General features: G+C 65.8%; 20 protein-coding genes. 8 read left to right on the forward strand and 12 right to left on the reverse strand.

Annotated elements, in window-relative coordinates:
• Positions 1-12: 12 nt before the first annotated feature.
• A complete protein-coding gene (locus B4920_RS16040) occupies positions 13-1455 on the reverse strand; it encodes a hypothetical protein (RefSeq protein ID WP_139379526.1) in 1443 nt (480 codons plus the stop codon).
• Positions 1456-1624: 169 nt separating this feature from the next.
• On the opposite strand from B4920_RS16040, the gene B4920_RS16045 reads away from it, so the two are divergent.
• Together B4920_RS16045 and B4920_RS16050 are read left to right on the forward strand one after the other, a co-directional pair.
• Complete coding sequence (locus B4920_RS16045) at positions 1625-2419, forward strand: thymidylate synthase (RefSeq protein ID WP_079435639.1); 795 nt, start codon at positions 1625-1627, stop codon at positions 2417-2419.
• A 1-nt stretch (position 2420) separates the two neighbouring features.
• A complete protein-coding gene (locus tag B4920_RS16050) occupies positions 2421-2924 on the forward strand; it encodes a dihydrofolate reductase (RefSeq protein WP_079435640.1) in 504 nt (167 codons plus the stop codon).
• 206 nt (positions 2925-3130) lie between these two features.
• Here B4920_RS16050 and B4920_RS16055 read toward each other — a convergent pair whose 3' ends face one another.
• From B4920_RS16055 to apbC, 4 genes are all read right to left on the reverse strand, one after another.
• Positions 3131-5380, reverse strand: coding sequence for an arginine/lysine/ornithine decarboxylase (locus B4920_RS16055; protein ID WP_079435641.1), 2250 nt, complete (start codon positions 5378-5380; stop codon positions 3131-3133).
• Between the two features lie 115 nt (positions 5381-5495).
• Entirely contained in the window at positions 5496-6065 is a 570-nt protein-coding gene (gene dcd, locus B4920_RS16060) for a dCTP deaminase (protein ID WP_079435687.1), read from the reverse strand.
• Between the two features lie 87 nt (positions 6066-6152).
• On the reverse strand, positions 6153-6347 hold the full coding sequence (locus B4920_RS16065) for an NF038104 family lipoprotein (protein ID WP_079435642.1): 195 nt from the start codon (positions 6345-6347) through the stop codon (positions 6153-6155).
• The gene (gene apbC, locus B4920_RS16070; protein ID WP_079435688.1) at positions 6344-7435 is read right to left on the reverse strand and encodes an iron-sulfur cluster carrier protein ApbC; all 1092 of its coding nucleotides are present in this window, start codon (positions 7433-7435) and stop codon (positions 6344-6346) included. The genes B4920_RS16065 and apbC overlap by 4 nt, the downstream gene beginning before the upstream one ends.
• A 169-nt stretch (positions 7436-7604) precedes the next feature.
• On the opposite strand from apbC, the gene metG reads away from it, so the two are divergent.
• From metG to B4920_RS16095, 5 genes are all read left to right on the forward strand, one after another.
• Complete coding sequence (gene metG / locus B4920_RS16075) at positions 7605-9773, forward strand: methionine--tRNA ligase (RefSeq protein WP_079435643.1); 2169 nt, start codon at positions 7605-7607, stop codon at positions 9771-9773.
• Positions 9770-10048: a hypothetical protein gene (locus B4920_RS16080; RefSeq protein WP_079435644.1), complete on the forward strand. Its 279-nt coding sequence runs from the start codon at positions 9770-9772 to the stop codon at positions 10046-10048. The genes metG and B4920_RS16080 overlap by 4 nt, the downstream gene beginning before the upstream one ends.
• Positions 10049-10184: 136 nt before the next feature.
• Positions 10185-11873: a SulP family inorganic anion transporter gene (locus B4920_RS16085; protein WP_079435645.1), complete on the forward strand. Its 1689-nt coding sequence runs from the start codon at positions 10185-10187 to the stop codon at positions 11871-11873.
• Positions 11857-12147 (forward strand): acylphosphatase, encoded by a 291-nt coding sequence (locus tag B4920_RS16090; RefSeq protein WP_079435646.1) that lies wholly within the window; start codon positions 11857-11859, stop codon positions 12145-12147. The genes B4920_RS16085 and B4920_RS16090 overlap by 17 nt, the downstream gene beginning before the upstream one ends.
• Before the next feature lie 96 nt (positions 12148-12243).
• Complete coding sequence (locus tag B4920_RS16095) at positions 12244-14733, forward strand: EAL domain-containing protein (protein WP_139379527.1); 2490 nt, start codon at positions 12244-12246, stop codon at positions 14731-14733.
• On the opposite strand, the gene B4920_RS16100 is transcribed toward B4920_RS16095, so the two are convergent.
• From B4920_RS16100 to B4920_RS16115, 4 genes are all read right to left on the reverse strand, one after another.
• Entirely contained in the window at positions 14720-15199 is a 480-nt protein-coding gene (locus B4920_RS16100; RefSeq protein ID WP_079435648.1) for a WbuC family cupin fold metalloprotein, read from the reverse strand. The genes B4920_RS16095 and B4920_RS16100 overlap by 14 nt on opposite strands.
• Positions 15200-15289: 90 nt before the next feature.
• Positions 15290-18781: a DNA polymerase III subunit alpha gene (gene dnaE / locus B4920_RS16105; RefSeq protein ID WP_079435649.1), complete on the reverse strand. Its 3492-nt coding sequence runs from the start codon at positions 18779-18781 to the stop codon at positions 15290-15292.
• A 32-nt stretch (positions 18782-18813) separates the two neighbouring features.
• Positions 18814-20127 (reverse strand): hemolysin family protein, encoded by a 1314-nt coding sequence (locus tag B4920_RS16110; protein ID WP_216819889.1) that lies wholly within the window; start codon positions 20125-20127, stop codon positions 18814-18816.
• 22 nt (positions 20128-20149) lie between these two features.
• Positions 20150-21355, reverse strand: coding sequence for a rhomboid family intramembrane serine protease (locus B4920_RS16115; protein ID WP_079435650.1), 1206 nt, complete (start codon positions 21353-21355; stop codon positions 20150-20152).
• An 88-nt stretch (positions 21356-21443) separates the two neighbouring features.
• On the opposite strand from B4920_RS16115, the gene B4920_RS16120 reads away from it, so the two are divergent.
• The gene (locus tag B4920_RS16120) at positions 21444-22490 is read left to right on the forward strand and encodes a GGDEF domain-containing protein (RefSeq protein WP_161493314.1); all 1047 of its coding nucleotides are present in this window, start codon (positions 21444-21446) and stop codon (positions 22488-22490) included.
• 46 nt (positions 22491-22536) lie between these two features.
• Here the strand turns inward: B4920_RS16120 and B4920_RS16125 are convergent, their stop codons facing one another.
• The 3 genes from B4920_RS16125 to B4920_RS16135 form a co-directional block, all read right to left on the reverse strand.
• Positions 22537-22914 (reverse strand): hypothetical protein, encoded by a 378-nt coding sequence (locus B4920_RS16125; RefSeq protein WP_079435652.1) that lies wholly within the window; start codon positions 22912-22914, stop codon positions 22537-22539.
• 2 nt (positions 22915-22916) lie between these two features.
• On the reverse strand, positions 22917-23891 hold the full coding sequence (locus B4920_RS16130) for a quinone oxidoreductase (protein WP_079435653.1): 975 nt from the start codon (positions 23889-23891) through the stop codon (positions 22917-22919).
• A 188-nt stretch (positions 23892-24079) separates the two neighbouring features.
• Positions 24080-26374, reverse strand: coding sequence for an NADP-dependent malic enzyme (locus B4920_RS16135; protein ID WP_079435654.1), 2295 nt, complete (start codon positions 26372-26374; stop codon positions 24080-24082).
• Positions 26375-26411 lie beyond the last annotated feature (37 nt).

Below are 26411 nucleotides of genomic sequence, written 5' to 3' on the forward strand. Positions count from 1 at the left end.
AGCCCGGTCTGCTCAAAGCAGCTGGCAACCGACGACCTGGTAGCCGGGCCCACTGAGCAGAGCCGGGCCGCTCTGCAACTTGAGCATGCGGGCACCGTGCTTGACGAAGACCGTCCCGCTGCGGACCGTGCCCGGCTCGCACACGATTCTCACCCCCCGCCCCCGCACCGGCGGATCGCACAGGATGCCGTTCCAGCTGCGCCCTCCGTCATCGAGGATGACAGGCCGTGGATCGTCCGACAGGCGCTGAACACCGACCGATGCTCCGCCGTTCTCATCGACACGCACCCGCCGGACGACACCCAGCACCCAGCGGCCGTTCTCCCCCAGATGCGCCGCCACCAGGGTCCCGACCCGACACACATCAGGGTCCATCATCGTCGCGTGGACACCGAAACCGTTGCGGCTGGCATCCTGCAGCATCCACGCCGCCGCCGGCCGCAGCAGCGCTTCGCCGGAAATCAGCGAGCGGATGAAGCCCAGCCCCGTTGCCAGAGATAGCGCGCCTCCGACCGAATGACGGCGGAAACGCCGGGTCGGCGGCTGCGCCCCCCAGTGGCGGACCAGGTGGCGGATCGCCGCACCGACGGTCGCACGGGGCATGCCGTCGAAGCCACGGCTGGCGTCCCCCATGCCGCGTCCCAGCTCGCCGAGCACCGGCATGGCATCGGCGGGATCGAAATAGCGCATCGCTGCCGACGGCTCCGCCGGCTGCACGAGGCAACGCCGGGGGGGCGACAGCGTTTCCAGGTCGACCGCAAACAGCTGGCCCTTGCCGGGCTGCTGACGGAGATCCAGCGCATGCTGCAGATGGCGCACGAGCTTGTCGATGGCCTCGATACGCTCCGGCGCCAGCTGGTCGAGGCTGGCGCTCTTCATCGCCACCAGCCGGACGAACTCCCGCCGGATCGTCGAGCGGGTCTCACGCCCTTCGCGGATCAACACCGGGCTGTCCAGGTGCTCAAGCTCACAGGCCGTCCGATACGCCTCGCCGGCCCGACGCCAGGTATCCGCCGGCAACTCCTGGTAATCGAAGGCCGCCCACTTCATCTCCCCGTTGGCACAGCGCACCGAGCGCAACAGCATTTCCAGGCGCAGGCCGGGCTCGAGGCCTTCTTCAGGCGAGACCAGCACAAGCTCGTAAGCGCGCCCCAGGCTGGCGTGGAAATCCTGGCCGAGGGCCTTGTAGCGCACACTGCGCGCACCGAGGACATTGGAGAGATAGAGACTGGCCGCCTGGCGCAGATGGGGCTGCGCAGCTTCGTCGAGCAGCACGACGAGACGCGCCAGCTCGGCCGGCGATGGGAGCGTTTCGTAGTGGAAGGAATCCAGCCAGCGGATCAGGTCGATCAGCGCAGCGGGCGCCGCGCTGGAGGCAATGCCGCCCAACACATGGTTCAGCGACTCGGCTTGAAGGAGCGGATGCGCCCCTCCGGCAACAGAACCAAGCACCATGACGACCGCCATCCCCCCGTTACGGCCTTGCCGAAAAATGTGTTCGCAACGCGCGGCGATGGTAGCACAAAGGGGCCCGGTCCTCGCCGCGCCTGGGGCGCCCGGATCGTGGAAAGCCCCATCCCCGGGCCGGCAAGGTATCAGTTAATATTCAGGCTTTTGGCGCCCCATGCGACAGTACCTCGAACTCATGCGCCACGTGGCGGAACGCGGCCACCGCAAGGACGACCGCACCGGCACCGGCACCCTCTCCGTCTTCGGCTGGCAGATGCGTTTCGATCTCGCCGAAGGCTTCCCGCTGCTCACCACCAAGAAGCTGCATACCCGCTCGATCATCCACGAGCTGCTGTGGTTCCTGCGCGGCGACACCAACATCCAGTACCTGAAGGACAACAAGGTCTCCATCTGGGACGAATGGGCCGACGAAAACGGCGAACTCGGCCCGGTGTACGGCAAGCAGTGGCGGCGCTGGGAAACCCCCGACGGGCGCAGCATCGACCAGATCGCCCAGCTCGTCGAAGCCCTCAAGAAGAACCCGGACTCCCGCCGCCACATCGTGTCGGCCTGGAACCCGTCCGAGGTGGACCGCATGGCCCTGCCGCCGTGCCACGCCCTGTTCCAGTTCTACGTGGCGGGCGGCAAGCTGTCCTGCCAGCTGTACCAGCGCAGCGCCGACATCTTCCTCGGCGTGCCCTTCAACATCGCCAGCTACGCACTGCTGACGATGATGGTGGCCCAGGTGTGCGGCTACGAGCTCGGCGATTTCGTTTGGACCGGCGGCGACTGCCACCTCTACGTCAATCACCTGGAGCAGACCCAGCTGCAACTGTCCCGCGAGCCGCGGAAGCTGCCAACCATGCGCATCAACCCGGACGTGAAGAGCATCTTCGACTTCAAGATCGAAGACTTCACGCTGGAAGGCTACGACCCGCATCCGCACATCTCCGCGCCGGTGGCCGTCTGAGATGGCGCGCCCGCTGCTTGCACTGATCGCCGCCTGCGCCCGCGGCGGCGTCATCGGCATCGAAAACCGGCTGCCCTGGCACCTGCCGGAGGACATGAAGTTCTTCCGCGAAACGACCCGCGGCAGGCCGGTGATCATGGGCCGCAAGACCTGGGAATCGCTGCCCAACGCCTTCCGCCCGCTGCCCGGCCGCCTCAACATCGTGGTCAGCCGCAACCCGGATTTCCGGGCCACCGGCGGGCAGGTCGTCGCCAGCCTGGAAGCCGCGCTGGCGGCCGCCGGCGATACGGAGATCGCCTTCGTGATCGGCGGCGCCGAACTCTACCGCCAGGCCCTGCCGCTGGCCGGTCGCCTGCTGCTCACCGAAATCGACCGGGACTACGCCGGCGATGCCTTCTTCCCGGATTTCGACCGCAGCGTCTGGCGGGAGGCCTCCCGCCAGTCCCAGGTGGCCGAATCGGGCCTGCCCTTCGCCTTCGTCAGCTACGAACGCGGCGGCACCTGAGCGTGGCGCCATGTTGGCCGACTCCTGCGGAGGCGGTCGCATCGGAAACGGTGGGGGCGAATTCATTCGCCCGCTGAGCTTGATCAGCCAGCGGCGGGCGAATGAATTCGCCCCTACTGCTCTTCCATATCCACTGAAATCTCTCCAGCAACAAAAAACGCCGCGATTCACATCGCGGCGTTTTTTCATTCAGGCAACGGCAGGACTCAGCCGCGCACGCAATCCACGTAGTAATGGATGCGCCCGTCGCGCTCTTCCTTCACCAGGCCATGGACGTCGGTCTCGAAGCCCGGGAAGCGGTCGTTGAATTCCCGCGCGAAGCGCAGGTACTGGACCACGGTGTTGTTGAAGCGCTCACCCGGAATCAGCAGCGGGATACCCGGCGGGTACGGGGTCAGCAGCACGCTGGTGACGCGGCCTTCCAGTTCGTCGATGGGCACCCGCTCGATTTCCCGGTGGGCCATCTTGGCGAAGGCGTCGGCCGGCTTCATCGCCGGGACCATGTCCGACAGGTACATCTCGGTGGTCAGGCGGGCCACGTCGTTCTGCTTGTAGATGTCGTGGATCTGCTGGCACAGGTCGTGCAGGCCGATGCGCTCGTAGCGCGGGTGCTTGGCGATGAACTCGGGCAGCACGCGCCACAGGGGCTGGTTCTTGTCGTAGTCGTCCTTGAACTGCTGCAGCGCAGTCAGCAGCGTGTTCCAGCGGCCCTTGGTGATGCCGATGGTGAACATGATGAAGAACGAGTACAGGCCGGTCTTCTCGACGATCACGCCGTGTTCGGCCAGGTACTTGGTGACGATCGCCGCCGGGATGCCGAAGTCGTCGGCGAAGTCGCCGTCCACGTCGAGGCCCGGGGTGATGATGGTGGCCTTGATCGGATCAAGCATGTTGAAGCCCGGCGCGATGTTGCCGAAGCCATGCCAGCGCTCGGAGTCACGCAGCATCCAGTCTTCCCGCTCGCCGACGCCTTCCTCGGCGAGGTAGTCGGGGCCCCACACCTTGAACCACCAATCGACGCCCCACTCCTCGTCCACCTTGCGCATCGCGCGGCGGAAATCGAGGGCTTCGGCCAGGGACTCCTCCACCAGCGCAGTGCCACCCGGGGCTTCCATCATCGCCGCCGCCACATCGCAGGAGGCGATGATCGAGTACTGCGGCGACGTGGACGAGTGCATCAGGTAGGCCTCGTTGAAGATGTCCCGGTCCAGCTTGCGGGTGTGGGAATCCTGCACGAGGATCTGCGAGGCCTGCGACAGGCCAGCCAGCAGCTTGTGGGTCGATTGCGTCGAGAACACCATCGACTCGCTGCAACGCGGGCGGTCGGCGCCCATCGCATGGTAATCGCCGTAGAAGTCGTGGAAAGCCGCGTGGGGCAACCAGGCTTCATCGAAGTGCAGGGTATCGATCTCGCCGTCCAGCATCTCCTTGATGGTCTCCACGTTGTAGAGGATGCCGTCGTAGGTGGACTGGGTGATCGTCAGGATGCGCGGCTTCTTGTCCTTCACCGCACGGGCGAAGGGATTGGCCTCGATCTTGCGGCGGATGTTGTCGAGCTTGAACTCGTCCAGCGGGATCGGGCCGATGATGCCGAAATGGTTGCGGGTCGGCGTCAGGAACACCGGGATCGCCCCGGTCATAATGATCGAGTGCAGGATGGACTTGTGGCAGTTGCGGTCCACCACCACGATGTCGTCCGGCGCCACCGTGGAATGCCACACCATCTTGTTGGAGGTGGACGTGCCGTTGGTGACGAAGTACAGGTGATCGGCGTGGAAGATCCGCGCCGCATTGCGCTCGGAGGCTGCCACCGGACCGGTGTGGTCGAGCAGCTGGCCGAGTTCGTCCACCGCATTGCAGACGTCGGCGCGCAGCATGTTCTCGCCGAAGAACTGGTGGAACATCTGGCCCACCGGGCTCTTCAGGAAAGCGACGCCGCCGGAGTGGCCGGGGCAGTGCCACGAATACGAACCGTCGGCCGCGTAATGGGTCAGCGCGCGGAAGAACGGCGGCGGCAGGGAGTCCAGGTAGGCGCGGGCTTCGCGCACGATGTGGCGGGCCACGAACTCCGGCGTGTCCTCGAACATGTGGATGAAGCCGTGCAGCTCGCGCAGCACGTCGTTCGGGATATGGCGGGAGGTGCGCGTCTCGCCGTACAGGAAGATCGGGATGTCCGCGTTGCGGAAACGGACTTCCTCGACGAAAGCGCGCAGGTCGGCGATAGCCTTTTCGGTGGCTTCGGGCGACGAGAACTCCTCATCGTCGATGGACAGGATGAAGGCCGACCCACGGCTCTGCTGCTGGGCGAAGGACGCCACGTCGCCGTAGCTGGTCACCCCCAGGACGTGCGGGCCTTCCTTCTCGATGGCTTCCGCCAGGGCCCGGATACCCAGCCCGGACGTGTTTTCCGAACGGAAGTCCTCGTCGATGACGATGACCGGAAAATTGAAGCGCATGCTTGACTCCTCGATGCCCGACTTTCGGCCCGGGCGGATCAACAAAAAGCTTTGGGCGGACTTGCGTGCCTGCGCATAGTCCGCCCGATGTCCACGACGTTACAACAGAAATATTTCAGATTTTCGGCAGCGTCACGCCAGTCTGGCCGAGATACTTCCCGCCCCGGTCCTTGTAGGACGTGGCACAGATCTCATCCGACTCGAAGAACAGCATCTGGGCGACGCCTTCATTGGCGTAGATCTTGGCCGGCAGCGGCGTGGTGTTGGAGAACTCCAGCGTCACATGCCCTTCCCATTCCGGTTCCAGCGGCGTCACGTTGACGATGATGCCGCAACGCGCATAGGTGGACTTGCCCAGGCACACCGTCAGCACGCTGCGCGGGATACGGAAGTACTCCACGGTGCGCGCCAGTGCGAAGGAGTTCGGCGGAATGATGCACACGTCGCCGGTGAAATCCACGAAGTTGCGCTCGTCGAAATTCTTCGGATCGACGATCGTCGAATTGATGTTGGTGAAGATCTTGAATTCGTTGGCGACGCGCACGTCGTAGCCATAGCTCGACGTCCCGTAGGACACGATCTTGCCGCCCTCGTTCTGGCGCACCAGCTCGGGGGCAAACGGTTCGATCATGCGCGCATCGCCTTCCGCCATGCGGCGAATCCACTTGTCCGATTTGATGCTCACGCGGGGCCCCTGCATAAAAACGCGCATTCTACATGCAGAGACCCGCTGAAGCGTCGTCAATCACACGCATTGGTGCAATGCCGCAAACTACTTCTTCTTCTCCTCTTCCGGATCGTCCTTGACCACGTCGTAAATGCCCTTGCCGACCTTGAACGGCACCTTCACCACCTCGACCCCGACGTCCACCGCGGCGCCGACGACGGTGCCGACCACGCAGCCGCCCAGGCTGAGGCAAGCGACCGCCAGCAGGCCGGCCGCCAAAATCCGGTTTGCGCCGCTCACGTGTTCTGCACCACGATGCTGGGGAACTTGTGGCTCATGTCCTTGGCCCGCTCGGCGATGGTGATCGCCACCTTGCGGGCAATGCCCTTGTAGATCTCCGCGACGCGACCATCCGGGTCGGCGACCACCGTCGGCACCCCGCTGTCCACCTCGCGGCGGATCTGGATGTCGAGGGGCAGCGCGCCGAGGAAGGGCACGCCGTAGTCGGCACACATGGCCTGGCCGCCGCCGGTGCCGAAGATGTGCTCCTCGTGGCCGCAGTTGGAGCAAATGTGGATGCTCATGTTCTCGACGATGCCGATGATCGGCACGCCGACCTTCTCGAACATCTTGAGGCCCTTGCGGGCGTCCAGCAGCGCGATGTCCTGCGGCGTGGTGACGATCACCGCGCCGGTCACCGGCACGGTCTGGGACAGGGTCAGCTGGATGTCGCCGGTGCCCGGCGGCATGTCGATGACCAGGTAGTCCAGCTCATCCCAGTTGGTTTCCTTGAGCAGCTGCTGCAGCGCGCCGGTGGCCATCGGGCCGCGCCACACCATCGGGGTTTCCACATCCACCAGGAAACCGATGGACATCACCTGCAGGCCGTGGGCGTGCAGCGGCTGCATGGTCTTGCCGTCGAGGGAGTCGGGGCGCTGGCCGCCGATGCCCAGCATCTGCGGCTGGGACGGACCGTAGATGTCGGCATCCAGCATGCCGACGCGGGCGCCCTCGGCCGCCAGCGCGAGGGCCAGGTTGACCGCGGTGGTGCTCTTGCCGACGCCGCCCTTGCCGGACGCCACGGCGATGATGTTCTTCACGCCGGGCAGCAGCTTGACGCCCTGCTGCACCGCGTGGGCGACGATCTTGCTGTGCACGTTGGCGCTCACGTTGCCGACACCCGGCAAAGTCTTGACCTGGGCGATCAGCGCCTGGCGGATCGCGTCGATCTGGGTTTGCGCCGGGTAGCCCAGCTCGATGTCGAAGGACACGTCGGCACCGCTCACGCGCAGGTTCTTCACCAGGCGGGAGGAGACGTAGTCCTTGCCGGTATTGGGATCGACGAACTGCTTCAGGCAGTCGAGGACACTCTGGTCGGTAAGGCTCATGGTATCGGGGGCCGACGAGCGGCGGAAAAAGGAGAACATGGTGAACGGCACGCGGGGCGAGGTAAACCCGAGTAATTTTGTCCAGTTTACCAAAACCAGCCGGCTCCGCGAGGGTGGAATCGCTTTGGTAGAATGCACGATTCAGAACAATCCTGCTTCAGGCCCATTCATGACCACCGCGCGCAAGATTCTCGTCACCAACGCCCTGCCCTACGCCAACGGCGACATCCACCTCGGTCACCTGGTCGGCTACATCCAGGCCGACATCTGGGTGCGCTACCAGCGCATGCGCGGCAACCTGGTGCACTACGTCTGCGCCGACGACACCCACGGCACGCCGGTCATGCTGCGCGCCGAAAAGGAAGGCCTGACGCCCGAGCAGCTGATCGACCGCGTGCATGGCGAGCACTCCCGCGACTTCCGCGACTTCGGTGTGGAGTTCGACAACTACCATTCCACCCACAGCAGCGAGAACCGCTGGTACGCCGAGGACATCTACACCCGCCTGCGCGACCACGCCAAGCTGATCGACACCCGCGCCATCGAGCAGTTCTACGACCCGGTCAAGGAGATGTTCCTGCCCGACCGCTTCATCAAGGGCGAATGCCCCAAGTGCGGCGCCACGGACCAGTACGGCGACAACTGTGAAGTCTGCGGTGCGGCCTACGCCCCCACCGAACTGAAAAACCCGTACTCCGCAGTATCCGGTGCCAAGCCGGTGTTGAAGACCTCCGAGCACTACTTCTTCCGCCTGTCGGACCCGCGCGCCGTCGAGTTCCTGCGCGAATGGACCCAGGGCGTCACCCCCGACGGCGAACGCCGCCTGCAGGCCGAAGCCGCCAACAAGATGAAGGAATGGCTCGGCGAAGCCGGCGAGAACAAGCTGTCCGACTGGGACATCTCCCGCGACGCGCCCTACTTCGGCTTCGAGATCCCCGGCGCCCCCGGCAAGTATTTCTACGTGTGGCTGGACGCCCCGATCGGCTACTTCGCCAGCTTCCGCAACCTGGCCGCCCGCCGCAAGGACATCGACGTCGCCAACTACACCGACGCCGGCCCGGCGGCCGCCACCGGCACCGAGCTGATCCACTTCATCGGCAAGGACATCCTGTACTTCCACGCGCTGTTCTGGCCCGCCATGCTGCACTTTGCCGGCTACCGCACACCGACCCAGCTGTGCGTGAACGGCTTCCTGACCGTCGACGGCGCCAAGATGAGCAAGAGCCGCGGCACCTTCATCACCGCCCGCTCCTACACCGAGCAGAAGCTCAATCCGGAGTGGCTGCGCTACTACTTCGCCGGCAAGTCCAACGGCACGATGGAGGACGTGGACCTCAACCTCGACGACATGATCGCCAAGGTCAATTCCGACCTGGTCGGCAAGTTCGTCAACATCGCCAGCCGCTGCGCCGGCTTCATCGCCAAGCGCTTCGACGGCAAGCTCGGCGCCCACGACAGCGCCGCCGCCCTCGACTGGGACCTCGCCGAGATCACCGCCGCCTACGAAACCCGCGACTTCAGCCGCGCGCTGCGCAAGATCATGGAGTTCGCAGACCTCGCCAACGGCTATGTCAACGACAACAAGCCGTGGGAACTCGCCAAGCAGGAGGGCCAGGACGCCCGCCTGCACGTGGTGTGCTCCACCGCCATCAACATCTTCAAGGCCCTCACCGGCCTGCTGAAGCCGGTGCTGCCCACGCTGGCGGCCCAGGTCGAAGCCTTCCTGGCCATCGAGCCCCTCGGCTGGGACAGCCTGCTGGCCCCGCTGCCCGCCGGCCACGCCATCGGCGCCTACAGCCACCTGATGACCCGCATCGAGCGCAAGCAGGTGGATGCCCTCCTCGAAGCCAACCGCGACTCCCTGGCCCCGGCCGCCGTGGCCGATGCCAAACCCGCCAAGGCCGCCAAGAACGGCAAGGAGGCCCACTCCGAGCAACGCCACGCCCAGCACCAGGCCCACGTCGCCGCCACCGAAGCCGAGCAGGCCGCAGAAACCGAGCCCTTCATCTCCATCGACGACTTCGGCAAGGTCGACCTGCGCATCGCGAAAATCGTCTCCGCGGAGCACGTCGAAGGCGCCGCCAAGTTGCTGCGCCTGCAGCTCGACATCGGCGAGGAGCGCCCGCGCCAGGTCTTCGCCGGCATCAAGAGCGCCTACGACCCCGCCACGCTGGTCGGCCGGCTGACCGTGATGGTCGCCAACCTGGCCCCGCGCAAGATGAAGTTCGGCATGTCCGAAGGCATGGTACTGGCCGCCTCCGACAGCACCGGCGAAGTGCCGGGCCTGTTCATCCTGTCGCCGGACAGCGGTGCCACCGCGGGCATGCGCGTCAAATGAGCGCCTCGCCCCTGCCCCGCCTGACGGCGGCCTTCTGGGCCTGGGCGGCCATCGACATGATCGGCGTGCTGGTCCTCGCACTGGGTGCGGCCTACCTCATGGAAGACCGCGCCTCCCTGCTGCCCGGCTTTCCCGCCAACAGCCTGCAGGCCTGGATCTGCGTGGGCGGCGGCATCGTTGCCGTCTTCATCGCTGCGGTGAAGATGCTGGTGGAAGTCATGCATGCCGCCTCCCGCGGCAAGCGGGCCGCCAACGACAGCCACTTTTCCGGCTAACCCGAAGGAAGCTCCGCCATGCCCATGACCGCCCGCAAACGATGGTTCGTCCAACATCGCACCGGGCCCGGTCTCACCCCTCCGCAAGCCGCGCCAGCCGGCGCACACCCGATGTTCCCCCTTTTGCGGAGGCCCCATGGCCAAGATTGCGTTTCACCCCAAGCTTCTCGATACCCTGCCGGGCTATGACGGCGCCCAGTTCAGCCGCGATGCGTCCGCCGGCCTGACCGTCGGCGTCCTCGCCCTGCCCCTGGCGATGGCCTTTGCCATCGCCTCGGGCATGTCCCCCACCGCCGGCATCTGGACGGCCATCGTGGCCGGCTTCCTGATCTCCGCCCTCGGCGGTTCCCGCGTGCAGGTCGGCGGACCGACCGGCGCCTTCATTCCGATCATCTACGCCATCGTCGCCGACTACGGCGTGCAAAACCTGCTCGTCGCCACCATGCTGGCCGGCGCGATCCTCGTCGCGATGGGCGTGTTCCGCCTCGGCAACCTGATCCGCTTCATTCCCAAAACGGTGGTGATCGGCTTCACCAACGGCATCGCGGTGGTGATCTTCCTCGCCCAGATCAAGGATTTCCTCGGCCTGCGCATCGAGCACATGCCCGGCGAGTTCTTCGGCAAGGTCGAGGCACTGGCCGCCAACCTGCACACCATCGACATCCCGACCGTCGCCCTGTCGATCGCCTCACTCGTCGTACTGCTGTCCTGGAACCGGCTGGCCAGGCGCTTCACGTTGCTGGCCCGCATGCCCGGCCCGCTCGGCGTGCTGGTCGTCGCCACCGTCGCCAATGCCCTGCTGCAACTGCCGGTGGAAACCATCGGCAGCCGCTTCAACGGCATTCCGCAGGACCTGCCCGCCTTCGCGCTGCCCGAGCTGTCGCTGCCCACCCTCGGCAAGCTGATCTCGCCGGCCCTGACCATCGCGCTGCTCGGCGCCATCGAATCCCTGCTGTCGGCGCGGGTTGCCGACAGTGCCATCGACGACCGCCACGACCCCAACCAGGAACTCATCGCCCAGGGCATCGCCAACATCGCCGCGCCGCTGTTCGGCGGCTTTGCCGCTACCGGCGCCATCGCCCGCACCGCCACCAACGTGCGTACCGGCGGCCGCAGCCCGGTGGCCGGCATGGTGCATTCACTGGTGCTTCTGGCCGTCGTGCTGGTGCTCGCCCCATTCGCCAAGCACATCCCGCTGGCCACCCTGTCGGCGATCGTCGTCGTGGTGTCGATCAACATGGGCGAATGGCACGAGTTCCGCGGCCTCGGCCGGTTTTCCCTGAACTACCGGGCGATCCTGCTGAGCACCTTCTTCGTCACCGTGGTCTTCGACCTGACGCTGGCGGTCGAGCTCGGCATGGTGCTGGCCAGCCTGGCCTTCATCTACCGCATGTCGGACCTGACCCGCGTCGAGCGCATGCCCCTCGGCGAACTGGCCATGCTGCCGCAGTTCCTCTACCCGGACAAAACGCCGCGGGTGGTCGCCTATTCCCTGTACGGCTCCCTGTTCTTCGGCGCCATCCACAAGCTGGAAACCCTGCTGGCCCCCGCCGAGCGGCACCCCGAGATCGTCATCCTCGAAATGCAGCACCTGGTCAGCCTCGACACCACCGGCCTGGAGGGCCTCGAGAGCCTGTGCAAGAACCTGCACAAACGGGGCTGTGCGCTTATCCTCTGTAACCTCAACGTGCAGCCCGGCTCGCTGATCGAACGTTCGGGCTTCGCCGACGAGGTCGGCCCCAACAACATCTGCGGCGACCTGTACGGTGCCCTCGCCCGCGCCAAGGAGCTGCTCCCGAGGTTCATGGATGAAGACAACATCTGATACGGCCCGCCTGCTGCGCATCCACGGCAGCGTGCAGGGGGTCGGCTACCGCAACGCGCTGCACGCCCAGGCCCACCATCTGGGCCTCGCCGGCTGGGTACGCAACCGCAGCGACGGCACCGTCGAAGCCCTCGTCGCGGGTCCGGCAGCGGCCGTCGACGCGATCGTCGAATGGGCCCGGCGGGGGCCGCCGGCCGCCCGCGTCAGCCGGGTGGACCACGAGCTCGCCGAGCCACCGGCATCCGCCGGCTTCGTGCGCGCCGATACGCTCTAGTCCATGCCGGCGGCGTGAGTGGCGACAAATGGCGTTAGAATGCCCCGGTCGCCACCATCCACCTGAATTATCAAGACATCCTCTCTCGCCGTGGCCGTGCCCTCCAATCCAGAAAGCATCGACAGTCTCGATTTTTCGACCGCCCTGTTCGAGCGCTTTCCCACCCTGATCTGGCGCTCCGGCATCGACGCCAAATGCAGCTATTTCAACCGGACCTGGCTGGACTTCACAGGCCGGGCACTGGAGGACGAGCTGGGGGACGGCTGGACCATCGGGATCCATCCGGAGGATTTCGACCGCTGCATCGGCACCTATCTCGAACACTTCGCGGTCCAGACCCCTTTCGAGATGGAGTACCGGCTGCGCCGCCATGACGGCGCATACCGCTGGATCATCGACACCGGCCGGCCGGTCTTCGACACGAACGGCGAGTTCACCGGCTACATCGGCTCCTGCCTGGACATCACCGATCGCCGCGACACCGAAGCCGAATTGCGCGAGCGCGAACAAAGCATGCGCACGCTGCTCGCCTCGATGGGCGAAGGTGTCATCCTGCGCGACGCCCAGGGCAGGGTCTTGCTGCACAACGCCAGCGCCGAAGAGATCTTCGGCCTCAGCGCAGCGGAAATGCGCATCTGGGAGCTCAACCAGGACAGTGGCCTGGTGCGCTACCTCAACGAAGACGGCGGACAGGCCGAGTTCAGCCAGATTCCGTCCATGCGGGCACTCGCCAGCGGGCAGGCCCAGGCCGGCCCGCTCGGCGTGGAACGCCGGGATGGCAGCCTGCGCTGGGTATGGGTCAATTCGGTGCCGCTCTATGAGGACGACAGCGACACGCCCCGCGGTGTCATCACCACCATCGCCGACATCACCGCCCGCCGCGAAAGCGAGGAACAGCTCCGCCTGGCGTGGACCGTCTTCCGCAACAGCGTCGAAGCGATCATCGTCACCGACGCCAACCAGCGCATCCTGTCGGTCAACAAGGCCTTCAGCGAAGTCACCGGCTACAGCGCCGAGGAAGCCATCGGCCAGACCCCACGGCTACTCAAGTCCGGCCACCACGATCCGGCCTTCTACGAGGCGATGTGGGCCGAGATTGAGGAGCACGGCTTCTGGCAGGGGGAGATCAACGACCGCCGCAAGAACGGCACGCTCTATCCGTCGGCCCTGTCGATCAGCGCCGTGCGCGACAACGCCGGGCGGATCAGCCATTACGTGGCGGTGTTCTCCGACATCACCGAGCGCAAGGCGTCGGAAGCGCGCATCGCCTTCCTGGCCCAGCACGATGCGCTGACCGGCCTGCCCAACCGGGCCCTGCTCCACGATCGCCTCGAACAGGCCCTGGCCAACGCCGTGCGGCGACGCAAGCGGATCGCCCTGCTGTTCCTCGACCTCGACCGTTTCAAGACCATCAACGACTCCCTCGGCCACATGATGGGCGACCAGCTGCTGCAGGGGGTTGCCCTGCGCCTGAGCGCCTGCATCCGCGAGACCGACACGGTCAGCCGCCAGGGCGGCGACGAGTTCCTGATCGTCCTCACCGACGTGGAAGTCCCGGCTGACGCAGCCCGCGTCGCCGAGAAAATCCTCGACCGCCTGCGCGAACCCTTCGAGATCGATACCCAGCAGCTCGGCACCTCCTTCTCCATTGGCATCGCCCTTTACCCGGAGGACGGCAAGGACGTCGAGAGCCTGATGAAGAACGCCGACACGGCGATGTACCACGCCAAGGAAAGCGGACGGAATACCTACCGCTTCTTCGACGAGGTGATGAACGTTAACGCGCTGGAACGCCTGCACCTGGAAAACGCCTTGCGGCGCGCCCTGGAGAACAACGAATTTCAGCTCTATTACCAGCCCCAGGTGGATCTGGCCACGGGTCGCATCATCGGCATGGAAGCCCTGCTGCGCTGGTTCAGCGGTGCGCTGGGCGGCGTGCCCCCCGCCCGTTTCATCCCGCTCGCCGAAGAATGCGGCCTGATCGTACCTATCGGTCGCTGGGTCCTGCAGGAGGCCTGCCGCCAGGCCCGCCGCTGGCAGGATGCCGGCTTTCCGCCGGTACCGGTAGCCGTCAATCTGTCAGCCCTGCAGTTCCGCCGGGAAGACATCATCGCCACCGTCCGCGACGCCCTCGAAGCCAGCGGGCTGGATGGACAATGGCTGGAGCTGGAGCTCACCGAATCCTTGTTGATGCAGTCGGGCAACGCCGTCGAAGACACCCTGGCGCGCCTCAAGAGCCTCGGAGTCCGCATGTCCATCGACGACTTCGGCACCGGATACTCGAGCCTGGCCTACCTGAAGCGTTTTCCGGTGGACCGTCTGAAGATCGATCAGAGCTTCGTCCGCGATCTCAACGAGGACCCGGACGACGCGGTGCTCGTACGGACCATCATCCAGCTCGGCCGCAATCTGCGCCTGGAAGTGATCGCCGAAGGCACCGAGACGCCCGAGCAGATGGAGTTCCTGCGCCTGGAAGGCTGCACCGCGGCACAGGGCTACCTGTTCAGCCCGCCGCTGCCGGCCGACGCTGTCACCGGGCTGTTGCACATCGGAACACTGCCAGCCGCGCCGCTCACCCCAGAGTAAATCGCCTGACCATGGCGGCCAGGCAGGCCGCCGCCGCGGGTTCGCCTTCGGCTGGCGACCAGCCGCCCCACTCGGCCTCTCTCAGCGGCGCGTAAGGCCCGGCCTTGGCCTCGGCAAAGACGGTACCGCTCTCCAGCGCCACGATCGAGTGCCACACGCCGGGCGGTACGTCGTAGCCCAGGATCGCGCCGCCGGCCCGCAGGACCTGCGTTGCCGCAACCGCCCCGTCGGCGTCGAAGATCAGCACGCCCACGCCACCGCGCAGCACGATCAGGGTTTCCGCCTTGGCGGGATCCAGATGGCAATGCGGACGCACGTAGGAGTCCGGCTCCATCGCCACCAGCAGGCGGTGGGCCGGTGCCCCCAGGTCGGCGTGCAGAGCGTGATGGGCCCGCCGGCGCGGTGCCGTACGGGCCTGCGCCACCAGCCCGTCAAGCAAGGCGGCATCGAAAAAGACCAAACCCACATCACCTCCCGTTGGGGCCAAACCATTCGCCCACGGACGTCGTTCAAGCCGTGAAGGGCGAATGAATCCGCCCCAACGCAACGGCCGGCCTCAGCTGTACAGGACTTCGACAGCCTCTGGCGGCAACCAGTTGCGCAGGCTTTCGAGCAGGCTGTCGTCGGGACGCACCCGCCAGTTCGGACCGAGGGGCACGTCACCTTCAGCGTTGCCGTTGCGATAGCGCACGCGGATCGGGCACTCTCCGGCGCGGAAGGGCTCCAGCAGGCTGGCCAGACGTTCGGCGGCCGCCACCGCGCCCCCCGCCTCGCCGACCTCGCCGTTGAGCTTGAGCTGCAGCGCCTTGGCAAAGCGGCCACGGGCCTCGCCGAGAGTCAGCAACTTGTCGGCGACGATACGGAAACCACCGGAGAAGTCGTCGTTGCTGACCTTCGCCTCGACCACCAGCACCTCATCCACCACGATGCGCTGGCGGTTGTTGTCGAAGACTTCGGAGAACACCGACACCTCCCGCGGCGTGGTGCCATCGTCGAGCAGCACGAAGGCGATCTTGCCGCGGGCCGTCATCTTGGCGCGCACCTCCATCACCACACCGGCCATCGTGATCAGCTCCTTGCTCGGCTCGACCTGGGACAGCGGGCGCCGCACGAAGCGCCGCACCTCCTCCCTGAAGGCGTTGAACGGATGGCCAGAGAGGAAGAAGCCAATCGCCAGCTTTTCTTCCTTCAGTTTGTCCCGTTCGCCCCACGGCCGCACCTTGACGTAATCCACCATCGGCGCGGCGGCCTCGCCGGGCACGTCGAAGAGGCCGCTCTGCAGCGCGTTGGCGGCGATCTGCTCGGCCGCTTCCATGGCGATACCGACGCTGGCCAGCAGCGTGTGGCGATCGACCGGCTGGGTCGGCGCGATGGTGTCGAAGGCGCCGGCACGGATCAGCGCTTCGATGACGCGCCGGTTGGCCATGCGCTTGTCCACCCGGCAGGCGAAGTCGAACAGGTCCTTGAACGGACCGCCCGACTCGCGGGCGGCCAGGATCGCCCGCACCGCCGGCTCGCCGACGCCCTTCACCGCCCCCAGGCCATAGCGGATGGTCTTGGAGTCGGTGGGCACGAAGCGGTAGTCGGACGCGTTCACGTCCGGCGGCAGCACCGTGATGTGGTTGGCGATCGTGTCTTCGTAGAAGATCTTGATCGTGTCGGTGTTGTCCAGGTCCGCCGACATGGTGGCGGCCATGAAGGCCGCGCAGTGGTAAGCCTTGAGCCAGGCGGTGTGGTAGGTGACCACCGCGTAGGCTGCCGTGTGCGACTTGTTGAAGCCGTACTCGGCGAACTTGGTCATCAGGTCGAAGAGCTGCTCGGCCAGTGCCGGGTCGTAGCCCAGCTTCTCGGCGCCGTCGGCAATCGTCTCCCGGTGCTTGGCCATTTCTTCGGCCTTCTTCTTGCCCATCGCCCGGCGCAGCATGTCGGCACCACCGAGGGTGTAGCCGCCGATGATCTGGGAGATCTGCATCACCTGTTCCTGGTACACGATCACCCCGTAGGTGGGCTCCAGGCAGGCTTTCAGGTCCGGGTGGAAGTAGTCGATCTCCTGCTGGCCTTTTTTACGCAGGATGAAGTCGTCCACCATGCCCGAGCCCAGCGGGCCCGGCCGGTAGAGGGCCAGCACGGCGATGATGTCTTCGAAACGGTCGGGCGCCAGCTTCTTGAGCAGCTTCTTCATCCCGTCCGATTCCACCTGGAAGATCGCGGTGGTGTTGGCGTCGCGGAGGATCTGGTAGGCGGCCTGGTCTTCGAAGCCCAGGCTCATCAGGTCGATCCGCTTGCCGGTCAGGCGCGCCACGTAGTCCAGCGCCAGCTCGATGATGGTGAGGTTGCGCAGGCCGAGGAAGTCGAACTTCACCAGGCCGACGCCTTCCACGTCGTCCTTGTCGAACTGGGACACCGGCGTGGCGTCCTCGCCGTCGGCGATGTACAGCGGGCAGAAGTCGGTCAGCTTGCCGGGGGCGATCAGCACGCCGCCGGCGTGCATGCCGACGCCGCGGGTCAGGCCCTCCAGCGGCTCGGCGAGGCTCCAGAGTTCCTGGATCGATTCGCCGTCGCTGGAATCGTTCATCAGCTCGTTGATCTGCGGCTCCTGCTCGCGGGCGTCGGCCAGCGACAGCGGCTTGTTCTGCACCACCGGGATCAGCTTGGACAGACGGTCGCACAGGCCGTAAGGCAGGTCGAGCACGCGGCCCACGTCACGCACCACGGCCTTGGAGGCCATCGTGCCGAAGGTGGCGATCTGGCTCACCGCGTCCTTGCCGTAGCGTTCGCGCACGTATTCGATGACGCGGTAGCGGTTGTCCTGGCAGAAGTCGATGTCGAAGTCGGGCATCGACACCCGTTCCGGGTTCAGGAAGCGCTCGAACAGCAGCGCGTATTCGAGCGGGTCCAGGTCGGTGATGCGCAGGCTGTAGGCCACCAGCGAGCCCGCGCCGGAACCCCGCCCAGGCCCCACCGGCACGCCGTTCTGCTTGGCCCAGTTGATGAAGTCCGCCACGATCAGGAAGTAGCCCGGAAAGCCCATCTGCACGATGGTGTCGGTCTCGAACTTCAGTCGATCCTCGTAGCGCTGGCGCTGGCCCTCGCGGACCGCTTCGTCCGGATACAGCTCGCCCAGGCGCACCTCCAGGCCCGCCTTGGCCTCGGCGATGAGGAAGTCGTCGAGGGTCATGCCCTCCGGCGTCGGGAACAGCGGCAGGAAGTTCTTGCCGAGCTGGACCGTCAGCGAGCAGCGGCGGGCGATCTCGATGCTGTTCTCGAGGGCTTCGGGGATGTCGGCGAAGAGCTCGCACATCTCCGCCTGGGTCTTGAAATACTGCTGCTCGGTGAAATCCCGCGGGCGCCGCTTGTCGGCCAGCACATTGCCCTGGGAAATGCACACCCGCGCTTCGTGGGCCTTGAAGTCTTCGGGCCGGGTGAACTGGATCGGGTGCGTGGCGACCACCGGCAGGTCGAGGCTGGCGGCGATCTGCAGGGCCTCACGGATGTAGGTCTCGGTGCCAGGATGGCCGGCGCGCTGGATCTCGATGTAGAAACTGTCCGGGAAACGGCGCGCCCAGTCGGCGGCCAGCTGCTCGGCGAGCCGGGTGTTGCCGTTGGCCAGCGCATGGCCGACGTCGCCATCCTTGGCGCCGGACAGGCACAGCAGGTCGCTGGCGCTGTCGGCGGTCAGCCACTCGCGGCGGATCTCGGCACGGCCGCGGTACTTGTTCTCGATGTAGGCCAGGGTCAGCAGCTCGCACAGCTGGCCGTAGCCCTTGCGGTTCTTGCAGATCAGCAGCAGGCGGCTGGGTTTGTCCCGATCGACGTCGTTGGTGATCCAGGCATCCACGCCGCACACCGGCTTGAGGCCCTTGCCGCGGGCGCCCTTGTAGAACTTGACCATGCCGAACAGGTTGGCGAGGTCGGAAATGCCCAGCGCCGGCATGCCGTCGGCGACGGCGCGGGCGATGGCGTGGTCCACCTGCACGATCCCGTCGGAGATCGAGTACTCGGTATGGAGGCGCAGGTGGATGAAGCGGGGGGAGTGAGTCTCAGGCATCCCGCAATTTTACCCGTCCGGCGGGAGCGGGTTCACCCCTTGGCGGAGATTTCTCCATCGGCCGACAGACGGCTGACCAGTAGCTGGTCGATGCGGTGGTTGTCCACGTCGAGCACCTCGAAGCGATAGCCGGCGAAGTCCACCCGGTCGGTACGGCGCGGAATCTTGCGCAAGTGGTACATCATGAAGCCGGCGATGGTCTCATAGTGCTCACTACCGTCCTCATCGTCGATGTCGAGCACGCGCATCACGTCGGCCGCTGCAGTAGCGCCGTCCACCAGCCAGGAATGCTCGTCCCGGCGCAGGATCTGCTCTTCCTGCACCTGGTCCACATCGTCGCCGACCAGCGCCCGGATGATGTCGTTGAGCGTGATCACGCCGACCACCAGCGCGTATTCGTTGATGACCACCGCGAAGTCCTCGCGGGCCTCGCGCAGGCGCTCCAGCACCTCGGCCAGGGTCAGCGAGTCGGGCAGCGCCAGCAGCGGATTGATCGGCGCGTCGGCCTTCATGGACAGGGACTGGCCCGCCAGCACGCGATTGAGCAGGTCCTTGGCATCCACGTAGCCGACCACATGGTCGATGCTGCCGTCGCACACCGGAAAGCGGTTGAAGGGCCGGCTGGTGATCTTCTGGCGGATGCTCTCCTCGCTCTCCTGCAGCGTGAAGAACACCACGCTGTCGCGGGTCGTCATCGCCGACGGCGCGCTGCGCGCATCGAGGCCGAAGACGTTTTCGATCAAGGCGTGCTCCTGCTCGGCGAGCACACCCGCATCGGCGCCGGCCTGCACGACGGCGATGATCTCGTCCGGCGTCACCGTCTCATTGCGGGTGGTGCGCACCCCCAGCGCCCGGAACAGCAGATCCGCCGCCGAGTTGTAGAACCACAGCAGCGGCCGCAGCCAGCGGATCAGCAGGCTCATCGGAGCCGACACGGCCATCGCCAGCCGTTCCGGCGAAGCCATGCCGAGGCGCTTGGGCATCAGGTCGGCGAACAGGATGAACAGAGATGTCACCACCGTGAAGGAGGCGGCGAAAGACACCGTTTCCAGGTACGTTTCCGGCAGCAGCGGCGCCAGCACCGTCGTCAGCCACGGGGAGAACACCCCCTCTCCGACGATGCCGCCCATGATCGCCACTGCGTTGAGGCCGATCTGGACCAGCGTGAAGAAGGGGCCCGGCTGGGCCTGCAGGGCCAGCACCCGGGCCGCAGCGGCATGGCCCTCCTCGGCCAGCACCGACAGGCGTACCGGCCGCGAGGCCGCAATCGAAATCTCGGAGACGGCGAAGAAAGCGCTGATCGCTACCAGCAGGCCGATCAGCAGCAGGTTTTCGAGCAGGTCCATTGTTCTGGTTCTCCGTCCGGAGTCACTGCTCCGGCTCTTCCACCGACTTGCGCAGGCGCATCTGGAGCAGGATGGATTCCGCCTCCTGCTGCAGCGCGCGTGAACGTTCGACCCATTCCGCGTCGCGGGTTTTCAGGGCCTGGGCCAAGGCCCTAAGTGCGTCGCGGCGGGCCGTGGCGTACTGGATCAGCTCCCGCCGCTGCCACTCATGCTGGGGTGGCGCCATACGCCACGACAGCTGCATCACCTGCCGGTCCCAGCGGGGAATCAGTTCCCGCTCAATCGCATCCAGCGCCAGCGTCTCGGACGTCCGGCGGATACGCACGGCCTCCATGAGCTGGGCTTGTTCCCGTTGCAGATCCTGCTCTTCGAGGGCAAAGCCCCGGATGGTCTGCAAGTAGAGCGTATCCACCTCGAGTACACGCGCCACATTTGGGGTTGCACGCCACATGGCCACGCCGACGAACACCACGGCAAGGGCCCCAGCCAGGGCCCGCAGCCCCAGCCAGCGGACCGGCCGCTGCGCGAGCACGGGCTCGGCCAATGCGGCGCCGAGGATGAGCCCGCCGAGCAGGCCCCCCAGGTGGGCCGCGTTGTCGATGCCCGCAATGGCGAACCCGGCAAACAGGGAATAGCCCAGAAAACCAAGAGTCCCCGAACGCATTTCACGGAACACTTCGGCAGGTACCGAACCCCGCTGGATCATCAGGTAGGCCAGCAACGCCCCATAGACACCGAAGATCGCCCCCGACGCACCGATACTCACCGCCCCCTGCCGCCACCACAGGCTGGCGAGGTTGCCGAGCAGGCCGGCGCCCAGATACACCACCATGAAGCCGGCACGCCCGAACAGCCGCTCCACCACCTGCCCTGCCTGGTAAAGGGCGAACATGTTGAGCGCAACGTGGAGCAAGCCGCCATGCAGGAACAAGGCCGTCAACAGCCGCCAGATTTCACCGTCCTGGACACGCAGCGCAAAGTTGCCACCGGCACGGATCAACAGTTCGGAGGGGATCTGCAGCGGGCTCATGGAGACAATCGCCAGCCCGACGAAAACCAGAATATTGATCGCTACCAGGGCGATGGTCACGTCAGCACGGGGAGCCCGGGCAAACAGCAGATCGATGAAGGTGTCGTAATTCAAGACGTGGCAAGGCTCGGCGGGACGATGCCAGCGATTATACGCAAGCCCGGCACGCACCCCACCGGCACCGGGTGAGCACGTCATTCACGACGGATTCCTCGCCCCGGCCCCGCCACACAATCCCGCCCGCTGAGCTAATATGCCGGGTCAAGCTGGCTGGCCCGAGACATCCATGATCCACGTTCTCAAACACGTCGAATCCATCACCCAACATCGCGACCGTACCCTGCTCGAACTGGGCGTCGCGTCGGCCCTGTTCGAGCTGGTCAAGGCCCTCGAGGTCAATCTCTACAAAGTCACCGAACACGGTGAGGACATCTTCCTGACCCAGGTCGTGCACGTCGGCCCGGAAGGCGTGCGCTACGTGCAGGAAGAACTCAGCGACGGCGAAGAGACGATACCGGTCTCTCAGCGGCCGGAGATGGCCGCCTGCGTCGAACAGAACCAAATCGTGCTCCGCCACCTGGCGGCGAGCGGCCAATACTTGCACTGCTTCCCCATCCAGGCCGAACGCCGGACGCTAGGCGTGCTGGAAGTGGTCTGCAGCACCCAGCTCAGCGAAGAAAACCTGGGCACGGCCGAGGGCTTCCTCGGCCTCTACCGCAACTACATGAGCCTGCTCGACTACAGCGAGCGCGACACCCTCACCGGCCTGCTCAACCGCAAGACCTTCGACGAGAATCTCGGCAAGATCCTCACTGCGCTGGCGGTTCACCGCAACAGCGTCGGGGACGACAGCCCCCTGCGGCGGCGCCAGCAGGACGACGGCACCCACTGGCTGGCGGTCCTCGATGTGGACCACTTCAAGCGCATCAATGACCAGTTCGGCCACCTGTACGGTGACGAAGTATTGCTGCTGCTGGCCCGCCTGATGCGGGACTGTTTCCGCCACCAGGACCGGCTGTTCCGCTTCGGCGGCGAGGAGTTCGTCATCGTGCTGCGTGCCGGCACCCAGGGCGAGGTGGTCCACGCCCTCGAGCGGCTGCGCGAGACGATCGAAAGCTACCCTTTCCCGCAGGTCGGCCAGGTCACCGTCAGCATGGGCTACACCCACATCCGCCCCCAGGACACCATCCCGGAAATCGTCGGGCGGGCAGACGAGGCACTCTATTTCGCCAAGGAAAACGGACGCAACCAGATCGCCTGCCATGAAACCCTGCAGGCCGACGGACGGATCGCCACACGCGAACAACCGAACGGCAGCATGGAATTGTTTTGAGCCAGCGGCGGGCCGCAAGCGGCCCGCTGGGCGAACGAATGTGCGCCTACTTGGTGGCGGCCAGGGCCGGCAGATCCTTCAAGGCCTGCTTGCGCTCCTCATCGGCGGCAAACATCAGCGCCTTCTGCTCGGGCGTCAGCTGGACTTTCAGGTCGTGTTCCAGGGAGCTGTAGATGCGCGCCATGCGCTCGGTCAGCCGCCCTTTGGCGGGGATCGCCCGCAGCACCTGCTCCCGGGTCGCCCCCGCAATCGTCATGAGTTTCTGGATGAAGGTCTCATCGATACGGCGGGTCTCCGCCTGCAGGAAAGCCATCTGCACCGGCGTCAGCACCACGGCAGGCGCCGGTGGTGCGGCGAATGCCGTTGGCAGGCAGACAGCCAGACTCACGACGACAAGCCCGGCACGAAAGAGGGAAGCATTCATTTTCACGGGATCAGAACAGTGGAACCGGTCGTCCGTCGCGCCTCCAGCTCACGGTGGGCCGTGGCGGCATCCTGCAACGGATAACGCTGGTTGATGGTAATGCGAACCTGGCCCGACGCCACGACGCCGAACAGTTCTTCAGCCATCGCCAGCAGATCTTCGCGGCGGGCCGTATAGGTAAACAGGGTCGGCCGGGTCAGGAACAGGGAACCCATCCTGGCCAGCAGCCCGAGATCGAAAGCGTCCACCGGGCCGGACGCGTTGCCGAAACTCACCATCATGCCGAGCGGCCGCAGACAGGCCAGGGAGTCCAGGAAGGTATCCTTGCCGATGGAGTCGTACACCACATTGACGCCCACCCCGCCGGTCAGCGCGCGCACACGCTCGGAGACTTTTTCACGGGTGGACACGATGGCGTGGTCACAACCGTGGCGGCGCGCCAGCTCGGCCTTCTCGTCCGAACTGACCGTCCCGATCACCGTTGCGCCGAGGGCCTTGGCCCACTGGCAGACGATCAGCCCCACACCACCCGCCGCAGCATGGATCAGGATGGTGTCGCCGGGCTGGACCCGGTAGGTGCGGCGCAGCAGGTACTGGGCCGTGAGCCCCTGCAGCATCATCGCTGCGCCCTGCTCGAAGGACAGGCTGTCCGGCAGCTTCACCAGATGCAGGGCCGCGATGTTGCGAAGCTCCGCGTAAGCCCCAAGCGGACCGCCCGCGTAAGCGACCCGATCGCCCGGTTGCAGCCCGGTAACGCCCTCCCCGACCGCCTCGACGACGCCAGCCGCCTCCTGACCCAGGCCGGAAGGCAAGGGCAACGGATACAGACCGGAGCGGTGATAGGTGTCGATGTAATTGAGGCCGACCGCGTGATGACGAACCTGAGCCTCGCCCGCGGCGGGCGGCGACACATCGGCCTCGACCCACTGCAGAACCTCGGGGCCGCCGGTACGCTCGAAACGAATCAGATGGGACATGCAGCACCTCGTGAGACATCGGTTGTAACCGAATTGTACCGGAGGCACATGGCATCGTTATGCCGGCGGGCGAATGAATTCGCCCCTGCGGAGACAAGCACCGCAGGGGCGATCAAGCATCGATGCCGGACGAGGCAACTTCATCCGGGCCTGCCGGGCAAGCACGTGCCCCCCGGCAAGTACCGGACTTAGACCGACTTTTCTTCGCGCTGCTCGAGGGCATCCACGACGGCCAGGGCCGTCATGTTGACCAGGCGGCGCACGGAGGCCGACGGGGTCAGGATGTGTACCGCACGGGCGGCGCCGAGGAGGATCGGGCCGACCGACACGCCCTCGCCATGGGCCACCTTCAGCAGGTTGAAGGCGATGTTGGCGGCGTCCAGGTTGGGCATCACCAGCAGGTTGGCTTCGCCGGTGAGGGTCGACTCCGGATGCAGGCGGTCGCGGATCTCGGCGGACAGCGCGGAGTCACCATGCATCTCGCCGTCGCACTGCAGTTCCGGCGCCTTGTCGCGCAGGATGTCGCGAGCCGCGCGCATCTTGAGGGACGAGGAGCTGCGGGCGCTGCCGAAGTTGGAGTGGGACAGCAGAGCCACCTTCGGCTCGATGCCGAAACGCTTCATTTCCTCGGCCGCCATCAGGGAGATCTCGGAAATGTCCTCGGCGCTCGGCAGCTCGTTCACGTAGGTGTCGGCAATCGCCAGGATGCGCTTGGGCAGCAGCAGCATGTTCATCGCCGCGAACAGCTTGGCACCCGGCTTCAGGCCGATCAGGCTCTCGACGTGGCGGTAATGATGGTCGTAGGAACCGGTGGTGCCGCACACCAGCGCATCGGCATCGCCACGGCGCAGCAGCATGCAGCCGATCAGCGTGGAGTCGCTGCGCAGGGCTTCGCGGGCGGAATCCGGGGTCACGCCGTCGCGGCCCATCAGACGGTAGTACTCCTGCCACAGCTCACGGTAGCGCGGATCGGACTCGACGTTCACCACGTCGAAGTCACGGCCGGCCTTCAGGTTGAGGCCGAACTTCTCGATGCGCATGTCGATGACCGCCGGACGGCCGATCAGGATCGGACGGGCCAGATGCTCATCCACAACCGCACGCACCGCGCGCAGCACACGCTCGCTCTCGCCTTCCGCGTAGAGCACGCGCTTCTTGTCGACCGGGATCGCCTTGGCGGTGGTGAACACCGGCTTCATGATGATGCCGGACTGATACACGAATTCGTTGAGGCTCTGGACGTAGGCGTCCATGTCGATCTGGCGGGTTGCCACACCGGAATCGATGGCAGCCTGGGCCACGGCCGGCGCGATCTTGACGATCAGGCGCGGATCGAAGGGCTTCGGAATCAGGTAGTTCGGGCCGAAGTTGAGGTCGGCGCCGCCGTAGGCCTGAGCCACCACATCGGATTGCTCGGCCTCGGCCAGCTCGGCGATGGCCTTGACGCAGGCCAGCTTCATTTCTTCATTGATCTTGGTGGCGCCGGCATCCAGCGCGCCACGGAAGATGAAGGGGAAGCACAGCACGTTGTTGACCTGGTTCGGGTAATCCGAACGGCCGGTGGCGATGATCGCGTCGGGACGCACTTCCTTGGCCAGCTCCGGCAGGATCTCCGGCGTCGGGTTGGCCAGCGCGAAGATCAGCGGCTTGTCGGCCATGGTCTTGACCATATCCTGCTTGAGGACACCGGCGGTGGACAGGCCCAGGAAGATGTCGGCACCGACCATCGCGTCGGCCAAGGTGCGGTATTCGGTGTTCTGCGCGAAACGGGCCTTGGTCGGCTCCATCTTTTCATCGCGACCGACGTAGATCACGCCCTTGGAATCGCACACGAAGATGTTCTCGCGCGTGATGCCGAGGCTGCACCACAGCTCCAGGCAGGCGATGGCCGCCGCGCCCGCGCCGGACACCACCACCTTGACCTCGTCGATCTTCTTGCCGACCACCTTCAAGCCGTTGAGCATGGCCGCCGCGGAGATGATGGCGGTGCCGTGCTGGTCGTCGTGAAAGACCGGAATGTTCATCCGCTCGCGCAGCTTCTGCTCGATGTAGAAGCACTCGGGCGCCTTGATGTCTTCCAGGTTCACACCGCCCAGGGTCGGCTCGAGGGCCGCGATCATGTCGATCAGTTTGTCCGGGTCGTTCTCGGCCAGCTCGATATCGAACACGTCGATATTGGCGAACTTCTTGAACAGGCAGCCCTTGCCTTCCATCACCGGCTTGGCGGCCAGCGGGCCGATGTTGCCGAGGCCCAGCACGGCGGTGCCGTTGGTAATGACGGCCACCAGGTTGCCGCGGGAGGTGTACTCTTGCGCATCGGCCGGGTCGGCCACGATCGCATCACAGGCCGCAGCCACGCCAGGGGAATAGGCCAGCGCCAAGTCACGCTGGTTGGTCAGTCCCTTGGTCGGTACCACTGCGATCTTGCCGCGGGTAGGGGCACGGTGGTACTCGAGGGCGGCGGCGATGAAATCCTTGTCCATATTCTCTCTTCTCTCAAAACGGCTCTAACGCCCCGGG

This window comes from Zoogloea sp. LCSB751, from assembly GCF_002028455.1.
GTDB lineage: Bacteria > Pseudomonadota > Gammaproteobacteria > Burkholderiales > Rhodocyclaceae > Zoogloea.